The sequence below is a fragment of the Pseudomonas sp. A014 genome (genome assembly GCF_052378495.1).
GTDB lineage: Bacteria > Pseudomonadota > Gammaproteobacteria > Pseudomonadales > Pseudomonadaceae > Aquipseudomonas > Aquipseudomonas machongensis.
Window position 1 is genome coordinate 3,081,415 of the sequence record NZ_CP199001.1, and the last position, 16,772, is coordinate 3,098,186.

The 16,772-nt window shown below is 63.3% G+C and carries 17 protein-coding genes, 2 pseudogenes and 1 riboswitch; of the genes and pseudogenes, 13 read left to right on the plus strand and 6 right to left on the minus strand.

The window, feature by feature from the left end; genetic code table 11:
• Positions 1–6 precede the first annotated feature (6 nt).
• Positions 7–891: an alpha/beta hydrolase gene (locus ACTYOL_RS13955; RefSeq protein ID WP_054890732.1), complete on the plus strand. Its 885-nt coding sequence runs from the start codon at positions 7–9 to the stop codon at positions 889–891.
• Between the two features lie 15 nt (positions 892–906).
• Here the strand turns inward: ACTYOL_RS13955 and ACTYOL_RS13960 are convergent, their stop codons facing one another.
• Positions 907–1,638, minus strand: coding sequence for a hypothetical protein (locus ACTYOL_RS13960; RefSeq protein WP_197890780.1), 732 nt, complete (start codon positions 1,636–1,638; stop codon positions 907–909).
• A 169-nt stretch (positions 1,639–1,807) separates the two neighbouring features.
• Positions 1,808–2,030: riboswitch (cobalamin riboswitch) on the plus strand.
• Positions 2,031–2,129: 99 nt separating this feature from the next.
• Between ACTYOL_RS13960 and ACTYOL_RS13965 the strand changes: the two genes are divergently transcribed.
• From ACTYOL_RS13965 to ACTYOL_RS13995, 7 genes are all read left to right on the plus strand, one after another.
• The gene (locus ACTYOL_RS13965) at positions 2,130–2,315 is read left to right on the plus strand and encodes a CbtB domain-containing protein (RefSeq protein WP_063545029.1); all 186 of its coding nucleotides are present in this window, start codon (positions 2,130–2,132) and stop codon (positions 2,313–2,315) included.
• Positions 2,316–2,325: 10 nt separating this feature from the next.
• Positions 2,326–3,015, plus strand: a complete 690-nt coding sequence (locus tag ACTYOL_RS13970) for a CbtA family protein (protein ID WP_054890887.1) — start codon at positions 2,326–2,328, stop codon at positions 3,013–3,015.
• Positions 3,015–3,410, plus strand: a complete 396-nt coding sequence (locus ACTYOL_RS13975) for a cobalamin biosynthesis protein (protein ID WP_197890778.1) — start codon at positions 3,015–3,017, stop codon at positions 3,408–3,410. Before ACTYOL_RS13970 ends, ACTYOL_RS13975 begins: the two co-directional genes overlap by 1 nt.
• Positions 3,411–3,441: 31 nt before the next feature.
• The gene (cobM, locus tag ACTYOL_RS13980; protein WP_197890777.1) at positions 3,442–4,194 is read left to right on the plus strand and encodes a precorrin-4 C(11)-methyltransferase; all 753 of its coding nucleotides are present in this window, start codon (positions 3,442–3,444) and stop codon (positions 4,192–4,194) included.
• Between the two features lie 63 nt (positions 4,195–4,257).
• On the plus strand, positions 4,258–4,509 hold the full coding sequence (locus ACTYOL_RS13985; protein ID WP_153773749.1) for a DUF1272 domain-containing protein: 252 nt from the start codon (positions 4,258–4,260) through the stop codon (positions 4,507–4,509).
• A 221-nt stretch (positions 4,510–4,730) separates the two neighbouring features.
• Positions 4,731–5,345: a response regulator transcription factor gene (locus tag ACTYOL_RS13990; protein WP_054890738.1), complete on the plus strand. Its 615-nt coding sequence runs from the start codon at positions 4,731–4,733 to the stop codon at positions 5,343–5,345.
• Positions 5,346–5,356: 11 nt separating this feature from the next.
• On the plus strand, positions 5,357–8,632 hold the full coding sequence (locus tag ACTYOL_RS13995) for a transporter substrate-binding domain-containing protein (protein WP_444756447.1): 3,276 nt from the start codon (positions 5,357–5,359) through the stop codon (positions 8,630–8,632).
• Here the strand turns inward: ACTYOL_RS13995 and ACTYOL_RS14000 are convergent.
• The 3 genes and pseudogenes from ACTYOL_RS14000 to ACTYOL_RS14010 all read right to left on the minus strand — a co-directional run bounded on the left by ACTYOL_RS14000 (position 8,607) and on the right by ACTYOL_RS14010 (position 11,073).
• Complete coding sequence (locus ACTYOL_RS14000) at positions 8,607–9,101, minus strand: methyl-accepting chemotaxis protein (RefSeq protein WP_370672098.1); 495 nt, start codon at positions 9,099–9,101, stop codon at positions 8,607–8,609. The genes ACTYOL_RS13995 and ACTYOL_RS14000 overlap by 26 nt on opposite strands.
• A gap of 42 nt (positions 9,102–9,143) precedes the next feature.
• Positions 9,144–9,926 (minus strand): annotated as a pseudogene (locus tag ACTYOL_RS14005) (PAS domain-containing protein); the annotation flags it as partial.
• Positions 9,927–10,053: 127 nt separating this feature from the next.
• Positions 10,054–11,073, minus strand: coding sequence for a LacI family DNA-binding transcriptional regulator (locus ACTYOL_RS14010; RefSeq protein WP_197890773.1), 1,020 nt, complete (start codon positions 11,071–11,073; stop codon positions 10,054–10,056).
• A gap of 195 nt (positions 11,074–11,268) precedes the next feature.
• Here ACTYOL_RS14010 and ACTYOL_RS14015 point away from each other — a divergent pair, with 195 nt between their 5' ends.
• From ACTYOL_RS14015 to ACTYOL_RS14025, 3 genes are all read left to right on the plus strand, one after another.
• Entirely contained in the window at positions 11,269–11,808 is a 540-nt protein-coding gene (locus tag ACTYOL_RS14015) for a gluconokinase (protein ID WP_054890742.1), read from the plus strand.
• A 111-nt stretch (positions 11,809–11,919) separates the two neighbouring features.
• Positions 11,920–13,272 (plus strand): GntP family permease, encoded by a 1,353-nt coding sequence (locus tag ACTYOL_RS14020; protein WP_444756448.1) that lies wholly within the window; start codon positions 11,920–11,922, stop codon positions 13,270–13,272.
• Positions 13,273–13,357: 85 nt separating this feature from the next.
• Positions 13,358–13,657 carry a hypothetical protein gene (locus tag ACTYOL_RS14025; protein WP_112898371.1) on the plus strand — a complete coding sequence of 100 codons (300 nt, stop codon included), beginning with the start codon at positions 13,358–13,360 and terminating at the stop codon, positions 13,655–13,657.
• A gap of 3 nt (positions 13,658–13,660) precedes the next feature.
• On the opposite strand, the pseudogene ACTYOL_RS14030 reads toward ACTYOL_RS14025, so the two are convergent.
• Both ACTYOL_RS14030 and ACTYOL_RS14035 read right to left on the minus strand, forming a co-directional pair.
• Positions 13,661–13,855: pseudogene (locus tag ACTYOL_RS14030) on the minus strand (helix-turn-helix domain-containing protein); the annotation flags it as partial.
• Between the two features lie 104 nt (positions 13,856–13,959).
• The gene (locus tag ACTYOL_RS14035) at positions 13,960–14,856 is read right to left on the minus strand and encodes a LysR family transcriptional regulator (RefSeq protein ID WP_151924581.1); all 897 of its coding nucleotides are present in this window, start codon (positions 14,854–14,856) and stop codon (positions 13,960–13,962) included.
• Positions 14,857–14,968: 112 nt separating this feature from the next.
• Here ACTYOL_RS14035 and ACTYOL_RS14040 point away from each other — a divergent pair, with 112 nt between their 5' ends.
• On the plus strand, positions 14,969–15,364 hold the full coding sequence (locus tag ACTYOL_RS14040) for a RidA family protein (RefSeq protein ID WP_153773753.1): 396 nt from the start codon (positions 14,969–14,971) through the stop codon (positions 15,362–15,364).
• A gap of 295 nt (positions 15,365–15,659) precedes the next feature.
• Complete coding sequence (locus tag ACTYOL_RS14045; protein WP_054890747.1) at positions 15,660–16,757, plus strand: carboxynorspermidine decarboxylase; 1,098 nt, start codon at positions 15,660–15,662, stop codon at positions 16,755–16,757.
• The last annotated feature ends 15 nt before the right edge of the window (positions 16,758–16,772 follow it).

Below are 16,772 nucleotides of genomic sequence, written 5' to 3' on the forward strand. Positions count from 1 at the left end.
ACACCCATGACCGACACCCTGCTCACTCACTTCAAACGCCGCTGGCTCACCTGGCTGGCCATGGCCTTGCTGGTGGTGGGCCTGCCCGCGGGTTGCGCGGTCTTGCAGCACAAGGAGCGCGAACTGGTGTTTCGTATCGAGCCGGGCCAGGCCAGTTGGTTCAGGGGCCTGCCGGCCGGCGTACAGGAGCTGGACCTGCGCCCGCGCAGCTTCACCGACGGCCAGAGCCTGCACGCCTGGTGGTGGCCGGCCAAACGCGCCGATGCGCCAGCGATACTCTACCTGCACGGCGTACGCTGGAACCTCACCGGTCAGTTGTTCCGCATCGAGCAGCTGCACGCCATGGGCTATTCGGTGCTGGCCGTGGACTACCGCGGGTTTGGCCAGAGCCAAGGCGACCTGCCGTCCGAGGCCACGGTATACGAGGACGCCCGAATTGCCTGGGAGCGCTTCGCCCAGTTGCAGCCGGTGCCAAGCAAGCGCCTGATCTTCGGCCATTCGCTGGGCGGTGCGGTCGCTGTCGAGCTTGCGTCGGAGCTCGCACGCCAGGCACGCCAGCAAGGCCAGCCCGTACCTGCGCGCGGCCTGATTCTCGAATCCACCTTCACCTCCCTTGGCGACGTGGCAGCATCGGTGGCCGATACCGCACTGCCGGTACGCTGGCTGCTGTCGCAGAAGTTCGACTCGCTGGGCAAGATCGCCGATATCGATTTACCTCTGCTGCTGGTGCACGGCCTGGACGACCGCTATGTGCCGCCACGCTTCAGCCAGGCGCTGTTCGAGGCCGCGCAGCAGCCCAAGACCTTGCTGCTGGTGCCGGGGGCAAGCCACAACAACAGCATGAGCCTGGCAGGCCAGCGCTATCGCCGCGCCATCGAAGCCTTGCTCTGAGGCCCGGGGCGATGATCACTGTACGGGCAGGAAATTCATCAGCAGCAGGCTCTGCGCATAGTTGAGGCCGATCCGTCGGTAGCGCTCATCGAGCATCTGCGCCAGCAGGTCGAGGCGTGCGACGATCTTGCCGAACTCGACGGCAAAACTCAGGTTGCTGCCCTCTTCCGAGATCTCGTTGGAAAACAGCAGCAACACACCATTGGCGTCCTGGCGCTGACCGAGCATCCAGGTGGCCTTTTCGATGTTGCGCGCGGCGTTATTGACGAACAGTGGGTCAATGGCGTCGGTCATGTAGAACTCGGTGCGCCCACCGTGGGCGGTAATCAACATGCTGCCGATCGCATAGATGAACGCACCGACCCGATCACCGCGAAACTCCGGGCTCAAGGCATAGCTCAGCGCCGCCAGGTCACGGCGCTCGCCCAGTTGCGGCAACGACTGGCGCTGCTCGATGGCCTGGCGGATCTGGCGCTCGGCAGTGGCGGCATCCAGGTATCCGGACTGCTTCCACTGACTGGGGTTGCGCAGGTAGAGCTTGTTCATCAGCAGATACAGGCTCTGCAGGTTGTCGCGCATGGACAAGGTGGCCATGCGGTCGACACTGGTCTGGAACAGCTCGCCAGGATGCCCGTTACCCAACTGGGTGAATACGTCACGCCCCTGCTGCCCGGTGCACCCGCACAGGGCGATCAAGACACCCACCAATGACAGGCGGGCACGGCGGCGAAAGGCGGGAACAGGCATTTGCACCGGGGTCCAGGGTCAGCGGCCGGGCCGGGAATCGGCGCAGCCTGGCCATGCATAGAGCCCCTGAATGTAAAAAAGTGCGACGTTCAAGGCTGACTGAGGATTTTCAGCCCGCCCATTTGCTCAATTCGTAACAAGAATTGACGACCAAAGCATGGCCGTGATCTCCTAATACATTACGTAGGGTGCCCCTTTGCAGGGGTGAAACGGGAAACCGGTGCGTCACAGGCTCTTCATGGGTCTGGCAAGTCCGGTGCTGCCCCCGCAACGGTAAGCGAGCGAGCGTCTGATCCACTGTGCCTGCAGTGCGGCATGGGAAGGTGACGCTCTCCCCAGGAGCCAGGCTCCTGCTCGTCAGCCCGGAGACCGGCCCGACGTCTTGTGATCACACCCCGCGGTGGGCGGGCGCTGTTGCATGTCCCTGGGCGGTTCTCGCCTGGGGTTGCCGCGCTTCCTGTCGCCCATGAAAAAAAGCAGAGGAATGCGTCATGTCCGTCACCAGCGCCAAACACAGCATCGCCACCCCCGTCAGCCTCAGCCAGCGTCTCGTCGTTGCGGTCGGCGCCAGCCTGCTGGGCTTGTGCCTGGTGTACTTCGCCGGGTTCTCGCACCTGGAGGCTGTGCACAACGCTGCCCACGATACCCGTCACAGCGCCGCCTTCCCTTGCCACTGAGTGTCCGATGATGATCAAGCGTATCGCTCGCACTGCAGGCTTCAGTGGCCTGCTCGCCGCACTTTTGCTGACGCTATTGCAGAGTTTCTGGGTCGCTCCGTTGATCCTTCAAGCCGAAACCTATGAAAACTCGGCCCCCACCGAGCAGCACGAGCACGCCGGTGAAAGTGCCGCTGGCCATGAGCACGGTGCAGAAGCCTGGTCACCGGAAGACGGCTGGCAGCGCGTGCTGTCGACCACCGGCGGTAACCTGGTGGTGGCAGTCGGTTTCGCGCTGATCCTCGCCGCACTCTACAGCCTGCGCGAACCCGGTCGAGTCAGTACTGGCGCCTTGTGGGGGCTGGGCGGCTTCGCCGTGTTCTGCCTGGCACCGACCCTGGGCCTGCCACCCGAACTGCCTGGCACCGCCGCAGCCGATCTGGGTCAACGCCAGACCTGGTGGATCGGCACCGCCGCCGCCACTGCTGTGGGCCTGGCGTTGCTGGTCTTCGCGCGGCACTGGCTGCTCAAAGTGCTTGGCGCAGCGCTGCTGGTGGTACCGCACCTGATCGGCGCCCCTCAGCCACTGGTGCATGAAAGCCTGGCGCCTGAAGCGCTGGAAGCACAGTTCAAGGTTGCCTCCTGGCTGACCAACGCAGCCTTCTGGGTGGCACTGGGTCTGCTGAGCGCCTGGCTGTACCGCCGCTCCGCGCAGGCCTGATGGCCGCGCTCTATGTCGGTTTCGGCTGCCGCCGGGGTTGCCCCGCGGCGGTTCTGGAAACCCTGCTGCACCTTGCACTGGCCAACAACGGCCTGACGCTGGCCGCGTTGCGAGGTATCGCCAGCATCGATCTCAAGGCTCAGGAGCCCGGCCTGCGGCAACTGGCCGAGCAGCTCGGCCTGCCCCTGACGCTGTACAGCGCCCAGCAACTGCAGCCCTTCCTGCCGTTGCTCAGCCACCGCTCCGAAATGGCCTTCAACACCACCGGCTGCTGGGGAGTGGCAGAAAGCGCGGCGCTGGCACTGGCGGCGAGCGAGGGTCAGCGCTCGCCGATCCTGACAATCACCAGGCAGGTGCTCGGTGACGCTACCCTGGCGCTGGCCAGCAACGGATAATCGCACTTCATTTCACCTTCAAGGACTTGCCATGACGGTCTATTTCATCGGTGCCGGCCCCGGCGATCCGGAGCTGATCACGGTCAAGGGCCAACGCCTGATCCGTCAATGCCCGGTGATCATCTACGCCGGCTCACTGGTACCGGCCGCGGTACTCGAAGGCCACACCGCCAGTACCCTGATCAACAGCGCCGAACTGCACCTGGAGCAGATCATCGGCGCAATCCGCGACGCCCATGACCAGGGCCTGGATGTGGCCCGTGTACACAGCGGGGACCCGAGCCTGTATGGCGCCATCGGCGAACAGATCCGCCACCTGCGCGAACTGGGCATCGACTACCAGATCATTCCTGGCGTTACCGCCACAGCCGCCAGCGCCGCCCTGCTCGGCTGCGAACTGACGCTGCCGGACATCTCGCAGACCGTCATCCTGACCCGCTACGGCGATCGCTCGCCGATGCCGGCAGGCGAGCAACTGGCGGACCTGGCGCGCCACCGCAGTACCTTGGCCATTCACTTGGGGGTACGCCATCTGCCGCGCATCGTCGAGGAGCTGCTGCCGCACTATGGGGCGGATTGCCCGGTGGCAGTGATCCACCGCGCCACTTGGCCGGACCAGGACTGGGTCAGGGGCCGTCTCGCCGATATCGTCGAGGGTGTTGCCAACAAAGGCTTCCGGCGCACGGCACTGATTCTCGTCGGCCATGTTCTAGGCGACGCACCGTTTGCCGACTCGGCCTTGTACCGCGCCGGCCACGCCCATCTGTATCGCCCCGGCGACTGAGGATTGCCAGCCAGCGTCCAGCGACCGACACTGGCGCATCTCTGTCCGCACCGGAGTTGCGCCATGCTCGAGCTACGCCCCAATTGCGAATGTTGCGATACCGATTTGCCCCCCGACACCCTGGACGCGCTGATCTGCTCGTTCGAGTGCACCTTCTGCCGCCGCTGCGCTGAACAGCATCTACAGGGACAATGTCCGAATTGCGCGGGGCAATTGCAGCAACGCCCGACACGGGTCGGTGCTGCGCTGCTCAAAAATCCCGCGTCGACGCATCGCGTGAATAAACCGCATCCCGCCTGTGCGCGCCCGACCTGAGCGCCCTTACCCCACACCCGCCCGCGAGGGTCTCATCGCCCCTCGCCCCTAGTTTCTTTTGTAAGACTTTTCACCAGCAAATGGCGGCTTTTTCCACACGCCTATACTCGCCATTATCAAAGCGTTCTGATGGACGTATCGTGCCCGCAGCCAGATTGGCCCTACAGACGTATTCCTGGATAACGTCAGGAACGAACATTATTTCGTACAGGAGTTTTCCAATGACCACCGTACTGATGGTCGATGATCACCCTACCGTCCGCCTCGCCGTGCGTATCCTGCTCGAGCGGGAACGCTTTGAGGTTGTCGGTGAATCGGGCAATGGCATCGAGGCCGTGCAGATGGCACGCCAGCTTGCACCGAAGGTGGTGATTCTCGATATTGGGTTACCGGGCCTGGATGGCATGGAAGTGATCAAGCGTTTGCAATTGCTCGATCCTGCACCAAAAATCATGGTACTCACCGGGCAGTCCTCTGATCTCTACGTCCGTCGCTGCCTGGATGCCGGAATCTCGGCCTTCGTCAACAAGGACGAAGACCTCGATGCCCTGTTGTTCGCGCTCAAGGCCCTGGTCAAAGGCTATTCGACCTTTCCGCAGATGTCGGTGAACAGCAGCACCCTGGAATCGGAAACGGTGAGGCTCAACAGCCTGTCGAATCGGGAAATGGAAGTCCTGCGCAGGCTCGCGCGGGGAGAGAACAACAAGTACATAGGGACGGCCATGAACCTCAGCGCCAAGACCATCAGCACCTACCGCGGTCGAATCGGAGAAAAACTCAAGACCGAGTCGCTGGTCGAAATGGTCGACCTGGCCAAACGCAACCAAGTGAACTGAGCCTCGCGACGATGAGGCACACCCTTGGCGGCCTGCTACTGGCAGCGGCGGCCCTGCTGATATCGGGCGCCGCCATTGGTGAAAGCGAACCGCGACACTTGCTGGCTCGCTCGATCAGTGCCAGTGTCGCGCTGCCGCTGAGCGACAGCGACCGCCAGTGGCTGCGCGAGCGCAAGGTGCTGGTCCTGGGCAGTTCGCGTCCTGACTACCCCCCCTTTGAAATCAATGTCAGCCCAAACGACTACGAGGGGTTGAGTGCGGACTATGCTGGCCTGATCGGCGAGCAACTGGGCATGCCGATCGAAGTACGCCGTTTTGCCAGTCGCACGGCGGCCATCGAAGCCCTGCACCAGGGGCAGATCGACCTGCTTGGCAGCTCCAATGGCTTCGAAGCAGCCGATGCCAAGTTGTCCCTGAGCCAAACCTATGCCGACGACCTTCCGGTGATCGTCACACGTCAGGACCGCCCCCAGTTGCACAGTGAGGATCTGGCCGGCCTGCGCCTGGCCATGGTCGATCACTACCTGCCCAAGACGGCTGTCCAAGCCCTGTATCCCCAGGCGCAGCTGATCCTCTACAGCTCGACCTACGCAGGCCTCAGCGCAGTGGCGCAGGGTGATGCCGATGCCTACATCGGCGATGCCATCAGCTCGGACTTCGCTATTGGACGAGCCTATCAAGGCCTGGTGCGCATCGACCATTTCGTCCAGGCACCCGCAGGCGCTTTCGCCTTCGCATTGGACCAGCACAACACCAGGCTACTCGGCCTGGTCGACCAGGCGTTACAGAGGATTACCGACAGCGAGCGCCTGAACATCCTGCGCCGCTGGTCCAGTGGCAACACCAGCCTGCTCCTGCAGCGTCGCCTTTCCACGCTCACCGATGAAGAACAACGCTGGCTGGCCAGAGCCCCCAGGATACGGGTACTGATCAATCCAAGCTTTGCACCAATCACATTCAACGACACCCAGCAGCAACCCAACGGCATTACACTGGACGTTCTCAAACAGATCACTTTGCGCACCGGCCTGCGTTTCGACATCGTTGAACGCAACTCCGTGGCGGCCATGGTCGATGAGGTGGCACGGGGTGATGCACAGCTGGTCGGAGCCCTGGACTACAGCCCGTCGCGCGCATCGCGCGTGCGTTTCACCCGCCCCTACCTGGTCAGCCCCAACGTGCAGGTCGTGCGTCGCACCAGCACGCAAGCCGGCCCACAGAACGCACAACGCATCGCGCTGGTGCGTGACGGTTCCCAGGAGGTCGCGCTGCGCCAGCGTTATCCGCAGGCTCATGTGGTCGAGGCCAGCAACACGTTGGCGATGATGGAGTCGGTGGCCAAGGGCAATACCGACGTTGCGCTGATCAGCAACATCAGCGCGTCCTACTACCTGACTCATGTGTTCAAGGACAGGTTGCGCATCGCCGGCTTGCAGGACGACAGCCAGACAGCAATAGCTTTTGCCGTGGCGCCCGATCTGCCGCAACTGCAGTCGATCATGGACAAGGCGTTGCTGAGTATCCCGCCGGAAGAACTGGACCAGTTGATCAACCGTTGGCGTACCAGCACCATCGTCAGCGATAGCCTGTGGGGCAACTACCGCTCGCTGGCGTTGCAGGTGCTGGTGCTTTCGGCATTTTTGCTGGCCGGCGTGGTGTTCTGGAACGGCTATCTGCGCAAGTTGATCCACCAGCGCAGCGAGGCACAACGGGCGCTTCAGGCCCAGCTCACGCTCAGCCGCAGCCTGCTCGAACAGTTGCGCCAGGCCAAGGAGGATGCCGAGCGTGCCAGCCAGGCCAAAAGCAGCTTCCTGGCAATCATGAGTCATGAGATCCGCACCCCCATGAACGCGGTGATCGGGCTGCTGGAACTGGCACTCGAAGACAACCGTCAAGGCCACAGCGACCCGCAGGGCTTGCAGACTGCACACGATGCCGCACTCGGCCTGCTCGACCTGATCGGCGATATCCTCGACATCTCGCGCATCGAGTCCGGGCACATGGTCTTGCAGCCCGTAGCCACCGACCTGGTCGAGCTCGTCCGCTCGACCGTACGCGCCTTCGAAGCCAATGCCAAGGTCAAGGGACTGACGCTTCAAACCAGGCTCCCAGAGTCGCCGATCTGGGCCTCTGTCGATCCGGTAAGGCTACGCCAGGTGGTGTCCAACCTGCTCAGCAATGCGATCAAGTTCACCGAGCAAGGCCAGGTCGAAGTCGGTATGATCGTGCAGGCACAGACCAAAGATGTCCTGCAGGTGGAACTGCAGGTGCAAGACAGCGGCATCGGCATCAGCGAAGCCGATCAGGCCAGGCTGTTCCAGGCCTTCGCCCAACTCGACGGCCAGCGCGCACGCCATGGTGCCGGGCTGGGCCTGATCATCAGCCGTACACTGTGCCAGCTCATGGGCGGCGTCCTGCAACTGCAGAGCCTGCAGGGCGTCGGCACCCGAATCGATATAAGCCTGTCGCTGCCGAACGCCGAGCCCCTGGTTGCGCAGCCCCTGCCCGAGCTACTCGGCGACACTGCCCAGGCCGGTCCTTTGCATGTCCTGGTCGTGGATGACTACCCGGCCAACCTCATGCTCCTCGAAAAGCAACTATGCACTCTCGGGCACAAGGTGCGCCTGGCTGAAAATGGCCAGACGGCCCTGGCGCTCTGGCAGGCCGAAGCGTTCGACCTGGTGATCACCGACTGCAGCATGCCCGTGATGGATGGCCACGAACTGACACGACGCATCCGTACATTGGAACGCGAACGCGGTGCCCAGCCCTGCCGAATCCTCGGCGTCACGGCCAACGCCCAGGCCGAAGCCAAGGCACAGTGCCTGGCCGATGGCATGGACGAGTGCCTGTTCAAACCGATCGACCTGCGTACCCTCAAGGCCCACTTGCCCCAGGCGCCGACTACCGAGGCAACGCCCCCGGAAGATGCACCGCCTGACAGTGGTTTCGACATTGCTCAGTTGCGCCATCTCACCCAGGACGACGTAGAGCTGACTCGGCGCCTGCTCGAACAACTCGCCCAGAGCACCGCGCAAGACCTGCAGGCCCTGCGCGAACTGGCCCCGGGCCACACATCGGCGCAGGTGAAAACGCTGGTGCACCGGATCAAAGGCGGTGCGCGCATGCTCAAGGTCAGGGGTGTGGTCCGCGATTGCGAAACGCTGGAACAGGCACTGGCCGATGGAGCGCCCAGCGATGCATTGCTCGCACGCCTGGAGGCAAACCTCCAGGGCCTGGAGCATCAGTTGCGCGAGGGGCTCAATGCAATTGCAGGGTCGAACTGATCTGGCTGATCGCATCGACCACGTGACGTGAGCCTTGCTGGATCTCCATGATCACGGTACCGGCCTCGTTGGCCAGCTCCACGCCCAACCCCGTGCGCGACAGGCTCGACTGCATGCTGGCCACCGCCGTCAGTGACAGGTCGTGATTCTGTCGCACCACCTCGACGATCTCCAGCGTGGCTTTGCTGGTCCGCGCCGCCAGGCTGCGCACCTCGTCAGCCACAACCGCGAAACCGCGCCCGTGCTCACCGGCACGCGCGGCCTCGATGGCGGCATTGAGTGCCAACAGGTTGGTCTGGTCGGCAATCCCGCGAATGGTCAGGACGATCTTTCCGATCAGCTCCGACTGCTTGCTCACCGCATCGATGCTGCGCGCCGCGTCGTTGAGCTCCTCGGAAATCTGCTCGATCACCTGCACCGTCTGCTGCACCACCTGGGTTCCCTTGCGCGCGCAGGCGTCGGTCTGCACGGAGCTTGCGTGAGCCGCATCGGCCGCGCTCTGCTGGGTGCTGACCTGATTGGTGATGTCGCTGGCGAACTTGACCACCTTGTACAGGCGGCCCTTGCCATCGAAGATCGGATTATAGGAAGCCTCCAGGTACACCGTCTGGCCTTGCTTGTTGACCCGTTCGAAGCGGTGGGAGTGATACTCGCCCCGGTTGAGCGATGCCCAGAACTCCCGGTACTGGGGCGATTCACGCTCATGGGGCAGGCAGAACAACCCGTGATGACGCCCCGTGACCTCCTCCAGGCGATAGCCCATGGTATCGAGGAAGTTCTGGTTGGCCGTGATCACCCGCCCCTCGGGGGTGAACTCGATCACCGCCATCGAGCGACCGATGGCCTTGAGCAGGCTTTCGCTCTCATGCTCTTCGTTGACCCTGCGGGTGATGTCGGCCGCGACCTTGATCACGCTGGTAACCTGCTGTTGATCATCGAGCACTGGCATGTAGCTCGCCTCCAGCCACACCTCGCGCCCGGACTTGTCGATACGTTCGAACGTACCGCTGATCGCCTTGCCCTGCCCCAGCTCATGCCATAGCTGCTGGTACTCGGCGCTCTTGGCATAGGTTGGGTCGCAGAACAGACGGTGGTGCTTGCCGCGGATCTCATCGGCGCTGTAGCCCATCGTTGCGCAGAAGTTGTCGTTGGCGTCGAGGATGGTGCCATCCGGGGCGAACTCGATCATCGCCATGGAGCGACTGATCGCGGCCAACTTGGCTTCCATGCCTGCCAGTGCCTGGCGGCTACGCTGAATCTCGATCAGGTCGGACTTGCGATGGTACTCGAACATGCGCCGGGCCTCCTTGTGTGCGCAGGGGTTTCCTGAGCATAGATGGGCCCCGCCGCCATGCAAGCGATCTGATATCACCTTGTGATTAGGCGGTTTCGAAGGGAGATTCGACCGTATCCACGTCCGGTCAGGTGCTTTCCCGCACCACCAACTCGAAGCCCATGTCCTGCTGCTGCTCCACGTCCCGCTTGCCGTCGAGCAGACTCAACAGCGCCTGCGCGGCAGTGCGCCCCACAGCGGCCCTTGGCGTACGGATCGAGGTCAGGCGCGGCACCATGTGCGCCGAAGCCGGCAGGTCGTTGAAGCCGACCATCGCCACCTGCCGCGGAACCTCGACACCTTGGCGCAACGCCTGGAGCACCGCGCCCTGGGCCAGGTCATCGTTGCAGAAGAACAGGCCGTCGACATCCGGTGCCTTGGCCAGCAAACGGCTGAACAGCTCGCCACCAAGGCCGATCGATGAGGGTTGTGGGTCCAGCATCTCCAGCTCCGGTGCCTGCAAGCCGGCCTCCAGCAAGGCCTGGCGAAACCCCTCGGCGCGCTGCATCACCCGCGGATCGAGCTGCGCCGCGATGAAGCCCAGGCGCCTGCGGCCACGCTCAATGAGGTGGCGAGCGGCGGCGCGACCCGCCTGCTGCTGCGAAAACCCCACCGACAGGGCGCCCGGCTCCCCGCCAAGCTCCATCATGTGGACACAGGGCACGCCGCTGGCTGCGAGCATCTGCCGCGAAGCATCGCTGCGCTCGAACCCGGTCAGCAGGATGCCGCAGGGCTGGTAGGCCAGGTAGTTGCGGATCAGGTTCTCTTCCTCGGCGCTGTCGTAGTGATAGTTGCCGATCAGCACTTCCAACCCGCGTGGACGCATCACCTCGTGAATCGCCTCCAGCGTGTCGATGAACAGTTGGTTGGACAGCGATGGAATCAATACCACCACCGACTGGCTGCGTGCCGATGCCAGGGCACGGGCGGCCGGGTTGGCCACGTACCCCAGGCTCGCTGCGGCGGCAATGACCTTTTCCACCAACTCCGGTGCAACCGTGCTGACGCCGCGCAGCGCGCGCGAAGCGGTAATGGGAGAAACCCCTGAAAGCCTGGCGACTTCGGCCAGAGTGGGACGACCTGTGGTGCGGGAGCCGGTGCGGGTCATGAATGTTGTAATTTTACTACTTGCAAGAAGTGGGAACGGTCACTAAGGTAGCGCTGTCTCAGGACGCAGGCAACGTAATAATTGCCGCAGCATCCATACTGCGTATCACAAGATCAATAACACCCGGGAGGGTGGCGCTTGCACCACTGCTCGTCGAGAGCAAGACAGCGCTGTCTTACCCCGCAGGAGGTACCGATGAACCTTTCCCCTTGCGCCATCGTGGTCATGGGCGTGGCAGGCTGTGGCAAAAGCTGCGTCGGCCAGGCCGTTGCTGCACGTAGCGGCGGACGCCTGATCGAGGGCGACGCCTTCCACCCTGCCGAAAACATCCAGAAGATGAGCGCCGGCATTCCCCTGGACGACAACGACCGTGCCGGTTGGCTGGTACGCCTGGGCGAAGAGCTGCAGGCCATTCTCCAGGCCGGTGAACGCCCGATCCTCACCTGCTCGGCGCTCAAGCGCCGCTACCGCGACACCCTGCGCCAGGCCGTGCCAGGCCTGGGCTTCGTCTTTCTCGAATTGAGCCCTGAAGAGGCCGAGAAACGCGTGCTCGCCCGCCCCGGCCACTTCATGCCGGCAAGCCTCATCACCAGCCAGTTTGCGACCCTCGAATCGCCGCGTGGCGAACCGCTCACGCTGGCGCTGGACGCCACGCGTCCGATCGAAGCACTTGCCGAATCCGTGCACGACTGGCTAAAGCCCTGCGGTGACCGGCACCTGGCGCGAACTGCCTGATCCGGCGGTTTTCCGGCTCACCAAAGACAGCGCTGTCCCGACGCCTGCGGGCGTCAAAAGTTCACTCAAGTTTCGCCATTACAACAACGACAAGACCGAGGCATAGACACCATGTTCGGACTGGCTACTGATACCTACCTGCTGCTCGACGCGCTCGTTACCATCGTCGGGCTCATCCTGCTGATCACCCATTTCAAGGTCCACCCCTTCGTCGCACTGACCCTGGCCGCAGGCTTCCTCGGCCTGACCTCCGGCATGCCGGTGGCCAAGGTCATGAAATCGTTCCAGGACGGCTTCGGCGGCGTGCTCGGCTTTGTCGGCATCGTCCTGGCGCTGGGCACCATGCTCGGCAAGCTGATGGCCGACTCCGGCGGCGCCGACCAGATCGCACAGACGCTGATCCGAGCCTTCGGCAAGCAGAAAGTACATTGGGCGATGATGTTCGCCGCATTCCTGGTGGGCATCCCACTGTTCTTCGAGATCGGCTTCGTGCTGCTGATCCCGCTGGTATTCATCGTCGCCCGCCGCTCCGGGGTGTCGCTGGTGAAGATCGGCATCCCGCTGCTGGCAGGGCTCTCGGTGGTGCATGGCCTGGTGCCGCCGCATCCTGGACCATTGCTGGCGATCGGCATTTTCCACGCCGATATCGGCAAGACCATCTTCTACGGCCTGCTGGTGGCACTGCCTACTGCAGTCATCGCCGGGCCGCTGTTCGGTAACTTCATCTCCCGCTACATTCCGGGCAACCCGTCCAAGGAGCTGATGGACCAGATCGCCCGCGACTCCGACCAGAAAAACCTGCCCAGCTTCACCATCACGCTGGTCACCGTGCTGCTGCCAGTAGCGCTCATGTTGCTCAAGACCTTCGCCGACGTGGTACTCCCGACTGACCATATCGTGCGTCAGTGGATGGACCTGATCGGCCACCCCATCACCGCGCTGCTCGCCGCCTTGCTCCTGGCGTTCTACACCTTCGGTTCGGCCCGCGGCTTCAGCCGCCAGCAGATCATGAAGATGCTCGACCAGAGCCTGGCGCCTACCGCGGCGATCGTGCTGATCGTCGGTGCAGGCGGCGGCTTCAAGCAGATGCTGGTGGACACCGGCGTTGGCAACGTGATCGGACAGATGGCCGTGCAGGCTGAAATTTCACCCATCATGCTGGCCTGGCTGGTGGCGGCGGTGATCCGCATCGCAACAGGTTCGGCAACCGTGGCGACCATCACCGGCGCCGGTATCGTCGCGCCGGTGATCGAACTGGTGCCGGGGGTGAACCGTGAGCTGCTGGTACTGGCCACCGGCGCTGGCTCGCTGATTCTGTCCCACGTCAACGACGCCGGGTTCTGGCTGGTCAAGCAGTACTTCAACATGACCGTGGCCGAGACCTTCAAGACCTGGAGCATGATGGAAACCATCCTGTCCGTGGTCGGCATCATCTTCATCATGCTGTTGTCGATGGTGGTATGACCGTCGGTCGGGATGATGGCACCTTGCTGAGCAGGACGGGGCCCAAGAGAAAGATGCCCCTGTCCTGCGCAAAGGAGTTTGCCCCATGAAGCGATCCCTGACCCGTACCTGCCTGCTCGCCGCCCTGCTCTGCTCACCACTGGCCATGGCGGTTGGCACCGGCACCACTTACCCGGACGATCCGCATAACCCCGCGCCACAGCCTGGTGTAGACAGCACCCTCAACCCGGTTGAAAAACCCATGCCGCGCGATACCGACCCGCGGATCCAGGGCAACGACCCGGAAAGCCCGCCGGCCCGGCAGAACGACAACCGCGACCTGCCCGGCATGGACGGCAGCGGCTCGGAGGGTAATGGTAGCCAGGGCGGCAGTGGCAAGCCCTGACGGTCACCACTGCCGCTTGTCAGGCCTGCTCAACCCCAGCTTTTCGATCTTGTAGCGGAGCATGCCGCGTGACGGCCCCAGCAAGCGTGCCGACTTGGTGACATTCCGGTCGGTGCGCTCAAGGGTTCGGTAGACCCTGTCGCGCTCCATGTCCGGCAGGCGGGCTCCGGCCTCGGGGCGCTGGGGTTCGTAGACAGCGTGATGAGCCATGAACCGGCTGCAAGGTGTACTTGAGCCCCAGCACGACCGGCGGTGTTGCCTGACCGTCAAAGCGCGCTCTATCCGGTCGGGAAAGGCCCTGATCAGCGCCCCATCACCTCCACCACCCAGTCGATGAACACCCGCAACCGCGCGCCCACATGCCGATTCGGCGGATAAGCGACGTACAACGGCATCGGCTCCAACTGCCAATCTTCGAGCACCCGCACCAGCGCACCGCTGGCCAGTGGCGCGCGGGCCATGTAGTCCGGCAGCCACAGCACCCCAAGCCCAGCCACCCCGGCCGCCAGGTAGGCGTTGCCATCGTCCACCGCCAGCACTTGGGTACCGCGAACCTGCAGCCGCTCGGTGCCGCGAACGAGGGCATAGGGCAGCGGTTTGCCGGTACGTGCCCAGAGAAAACCTACCGTACGGTGGTCAGAACCCTCCAGGTCCGAAGGATGGGCAGGGGTGCCAAGGCGTTCGAGGTAAGCCGGCGCCGCATACACCCCCAACTGCAGGTCGGCAACCTTGCGCGCCATCAGCGACTGGTCCAGCAGTTCGCCTCCGCGCACCACGCAATCGACATGCTCGCCAATGATGTCGACGATACGATCGCTGACGCCCATGTCGATCTGGATGTCCGGGTAGCGGGCATGGAAGTCCGGCAGCGCCGGCACCAGCACCAGGCTTGCCAGCGGGCTCGGTACATCGACCCGCAACTTGCCACGCGGCAGGCCGGCAGCGCCGCTGAGGCTGCTCTCCGCATCCTCGAGCTCCGCCAACAGGCGCAACACCCGCTGGTAGAACTGCTCGCCATCGCCGGTCACGCTCACCTTGCGCGTGGTGCGGTTGAGCAGGCGCACGCGCAGGCGGGTTTCCAACTGCTGCACCAGCTGGGTCACACTGGTGCGGCTCATGTGCAGCGTCTCTGCAGCCTTGGTGAAGCTGCCCGCCTCTACCACCCGGGCAAAGGCACGCATTGCGTCGAACCGGTCCATCAGCGCCTCGATTGTTTGGAATAAACAAACAATGATAACCAGACTGGCACGTTTATCGAACAGGTCCGGGCTCGTACAGTCGCCCCATCACCCCCTTGATGGAGAAAACACCATGAACCAACGCGACGTAGTATTCCCTGCTGGCCGTCAGGCCCTGTACGACATCAATCACTACTCCCCGGCCGTGCGCAGCAACGGCTTGCTGTTCGTCTCCGGGCAAGTTGGCAGCCGCGAGGACGGCTCACCCGAGCCGGGCCTGGAAAACCAGGTGCGCCGGGCCTTCGCCAACCTCGAGGCGATTCTCGCCGCCGCCGGTTGCAGCTTCGCTGACGTGCAGGACGTGACCCTGTTCATCGTCGACCCACAAAACAAGTTCCAGAGCATCTGGGACTTGGTGCGCGCTGAATTCTGGGGGCCAGCACCTTACCCAACGGTGACGGCTGTCGGGGTAACCTGGTTGTACGGCTTCGATTTCGAGATCAAGGTGGTGGCGCGGTTGCCGCAGTGATGTAGCGAGGCAGATGGCCCTATCGCGGGACGAGCCCGCTCCTACAAGAGCGCCGCAACTGCTGCATACTGCGGTGTCACTTGTGGGAGCGGCGGTTCGGCGCCCCGACTTGTCCCGCGATAGGGCCATCTGCCTCCACAACGATTAAGACAGTCACATTCCCCTGCTCTACTCCCCTCACGCGGCCCGCAGCCTGCGAGCTCGGACGAAATGCGCATCGCGCCCTTTCGATATGCGGCAAGTGAAGGCACAATGCGTGTCCTTTTTTTGGCCGGCCTGGCCGGGGGCCTTTGAAATGATCAAGACGCCGTACTACCTCATCGACAAAACCAAGCTGCTGGGCAACCTGGAGAAGATCGCCTACGTGCGCGAACACTCCGGCGCCAAGGCCTTGCTCGCCCTCAAGTGCTTCGCCACCTGGTCGGTATTCGACCTGATGGAGCAGTACATGGACGGCACCACCTCCTCCTCGCTCTACGAGCTCAAGCTCGGCCGCCAGAAGTTCGCCGGCGAGACCCACGCCTACAGCGTGGCCTGGGCCGACGATGAGGTCGAGGAAATGCTGGAGAACTGCGACAAGATCATCTTCAACTCCATCGGCCAGCTCCAGCGCTTCGCCGAGCAGTCCGAAGGCAAGACCCGCGGCCTGCGCGTCAACCCTCAGGTGAGCAGCTCCGACTACCTGCTGGCCGACCCGGCGCGTCCGTTCAGCCGCCTGGGCGAATGGGATCCGGAAAAGATCGAAAAGGTGATCGGCACGATTTCCGGCTTCATGTTCCACAACAACTGCGAAAACGGTGACTTCAGCCTGTTCGACAAGATGCTCTCGCACATCGAAGAGCGCTTCGGCCATTTGCTGCACCAGGTCCAGTGGGTCAGCCTCGGCGGCGGCATCCACTTCACCGGCGAAGGCTACGCACTCGACGCTTTCTGCGCCCGCCTGAAAGGCTTCTCCGAGAAGTACGGCGTGCAGGTCTACCTGGAGCCCGGTGAAGCGGCGATCACCAACAGCGCCTCGCTGGAAGTCACCGTGCTCGACACGCTCTACAACGGCAAGCACCTGGCCGTGGTCGACAGCTCCATCGAAGCGCACATGCTCGACCTGCTGATCTACCGCCTCAACGCCAAGATGGCCCCCAACGACGGCGAGCACACCTACATGGTCTGCGGCAAGTCGTGCCTGGCCGGTGACATCTTCGGCGAATACCAATTCGATCGTCCTCTGGCCATCGGCGATCGCCTGTCGTTCATCGACGCGGCGGGTTACACCATGGTCAAGAAGAACTGGTTCAACGGTCTGAAGATGCCGGCCATCGTCGTCAAACAGCTCGACGGCAGCGTCGAGGTCAAGCGCGAGTTCGGTTTCGAAGACTACGTTTCCAGCCTGTCGTAAGACCGGCTTTCAGTA

What these genes read in the sequence shown, in the direction of transcription:
- ACTYOL_RS13985 (WP_153773749.1), top strand. Translation starts at nt 4,258, where the DNA reads ATGCTCGAGCTACGCCCCAATTGCGAATGTTGCGATACCGATTTGCCC.
- ACTYOL_RS13955 (WP_054890732.1), top strand. Translation starts at nt 7, where the DNA reads ATGACCGACACCCTGCTCACTCACTTCAAACGCCGCTGGCTCACCTGG.
- ACTYOL_RS13995 (WP_444756447.1), top strand. Translation starts at nt 5,357, where the DNA reads ATGAGGCACACCCTTGGCGGCCTGCTACTGGCAGCGGCGGCCCTGCTG.
- ACTYOL_RS14025 (WP_112898371.1), top strand. Translation starts at nt 13,358, where the DNA reads ATGAAGCGATCCCTGACCCGTACCTGCCTGCTCGCCGCCCTGCTCTGC.
- ACTYOL_RS14035 (WP_151924581.1), bottom strand. Translation starts at nt 14,856, where the DNA reads ATGGACCGGTTCGACGCAATGCGTGCCTTTGCCCGGGTGGTAGAGGCG.
- ACTYOL_RS14040 (WP_153773753.1), top strand. Translation starts at nt 14,969, where the DNA reads ATGAACCAACGCGACGTAGTATTCCCTGCTGGCCGTCAGGCCCTGTAC.
- cobM (WP_197890777.1), top strand. Translation starts at nt 3,442, where the DNA reads ATGACGGTCTATTTCATCGGTGCCGGCCCCGGCGATCCGGAGCTGATC.
- ACTYOL_RS13975 (WP_197890778.1), top strand. Translation starts at nt 3,015, where the DNA reads ATGGCCGCGCTCTATGTCGGTTTCGGCTGCCGCCGGGGTTGCCCCGCG.
- ACTYOL_RS13960 (WP_197890780.1), bottom strand. Translation starts at nt 1,638, where the DNA reads ATGCCTGTTCCCGCCTTTCGCCGCCGTGCCCGCCTGTCATTGGTGGGT.
- ACTYOL_RS14020 (WP_444756448.1), top strand. Translation starts at nt 11,920, where the DNA reads ATGTTCGGACTGGCTACTGATACCTACCTGCTGCTCGACGCGCTCGTT.
- ACTYOL_RS14010 (WP_197890773.1), bottom strand. Translation starts at nt 11,073, where the DNA reads ATGACCCGCACCGGCTCCCGCACCACAGGTCGTCCCACTCTGGCCGAA.
- ACTYOL_RS13965 (WP_063545029.1), top strand. Translation starts at nt 2,130, where the DNA reads ATGTCCGTCACCAGCGCCAAACACAGCATCGCCACCCCCGTCAGCCTC.
- ACTYOL_RS14015 (WP_054890742.1), top strand. Translation starts at nt 11,269, where the DNA reads ATGAACCTTTCCCCTTGCGCCATCGTGGTCATGGGCGTGGCAGGCTGT.
- ACTYOL_RS13990 (WP_054890738.1), top strand. Translation starts at nt 4,731, where the DNA reads ATGACCACCGTACTGATGGTCGATGATCACCCTACCGTCCGCCTCGCC.
- ACTYOL_RS13970 (WP_054890887.1), top strand. Translation starts at nt 2,326, where the DNA reads ATGATCAAGCGTATCGCTCGCACTGCAGGCTTCAGTGGCCTGCTCGCC.
- ACTYOL_RS14045 (WP_054890747.1), top strand. Translation starts at nt 15,660, where the DNA reads ATGATCAAGACGCCGTACTACCTCATCGACAAAACCAAGCTGCTGGGC.